1 protein-coding gene is annotated in these 345 nt (G+C 73.9%); it reads right to left on the bottom strand.

What is annotated here, in order from left to right:
• A partial coding sequence (gene paaD, locus AB3X94_RS42010; protein ID WP_368614489.1) for a 1,2-phenylacetyl-CoA epoxidase subunit PaaD occupies window positions 1-345 on the bottom strand: 345 nt, incomplete at both ends.

The raw sequence follows: 345 nt of genomic DNA, 5'->3' as shown, positions 1-345 counted from the left end.
CGCGGCAGTCGAGGCAGCGATACAGGGCCTTGCAGGCGGTCGAGCCGAACTGCGCGAGCCGCTCGGTGTGTGCGGAGCCGCAGCGCGGGCAGGCCGGTGCCGGCAGCGCGCGCGGCACGAAGCGCAGCACTTTCTCCTGCGGCGCGGCGCTCGCATGCGCGGCCGAACCGCAGTTGCCCGTGGGCGGCGCGATGCCGTAGACGCGCAGTTTTTCGCGCGCCTCGGCGGTGATCCAGTCGGTGGTCCACGCCGGCGCGAGCACGGTGGCGACGCGGTAGGGCGTGAGCTGCGCGGCCTCGAGCGCACGGCCGATGTCTTCGGCAATCTGCGACATCGCCGGGCAGC

Source organism: Paraburkholderia sp. BR10923, assembly GCF_040948765.1.
GTDB classification, from domain to species: Bacteria; Pseudomonadota; Gammaproteobacteria; order Burkholderiales; family Burkholderiaceae; genus Paraburkholderia; species Paraburkholderia youngii.
Note: the sequence above shows the minus strand (reverse complement) of the source record. Positions and strands in the feature narration are given on the sequence as shown.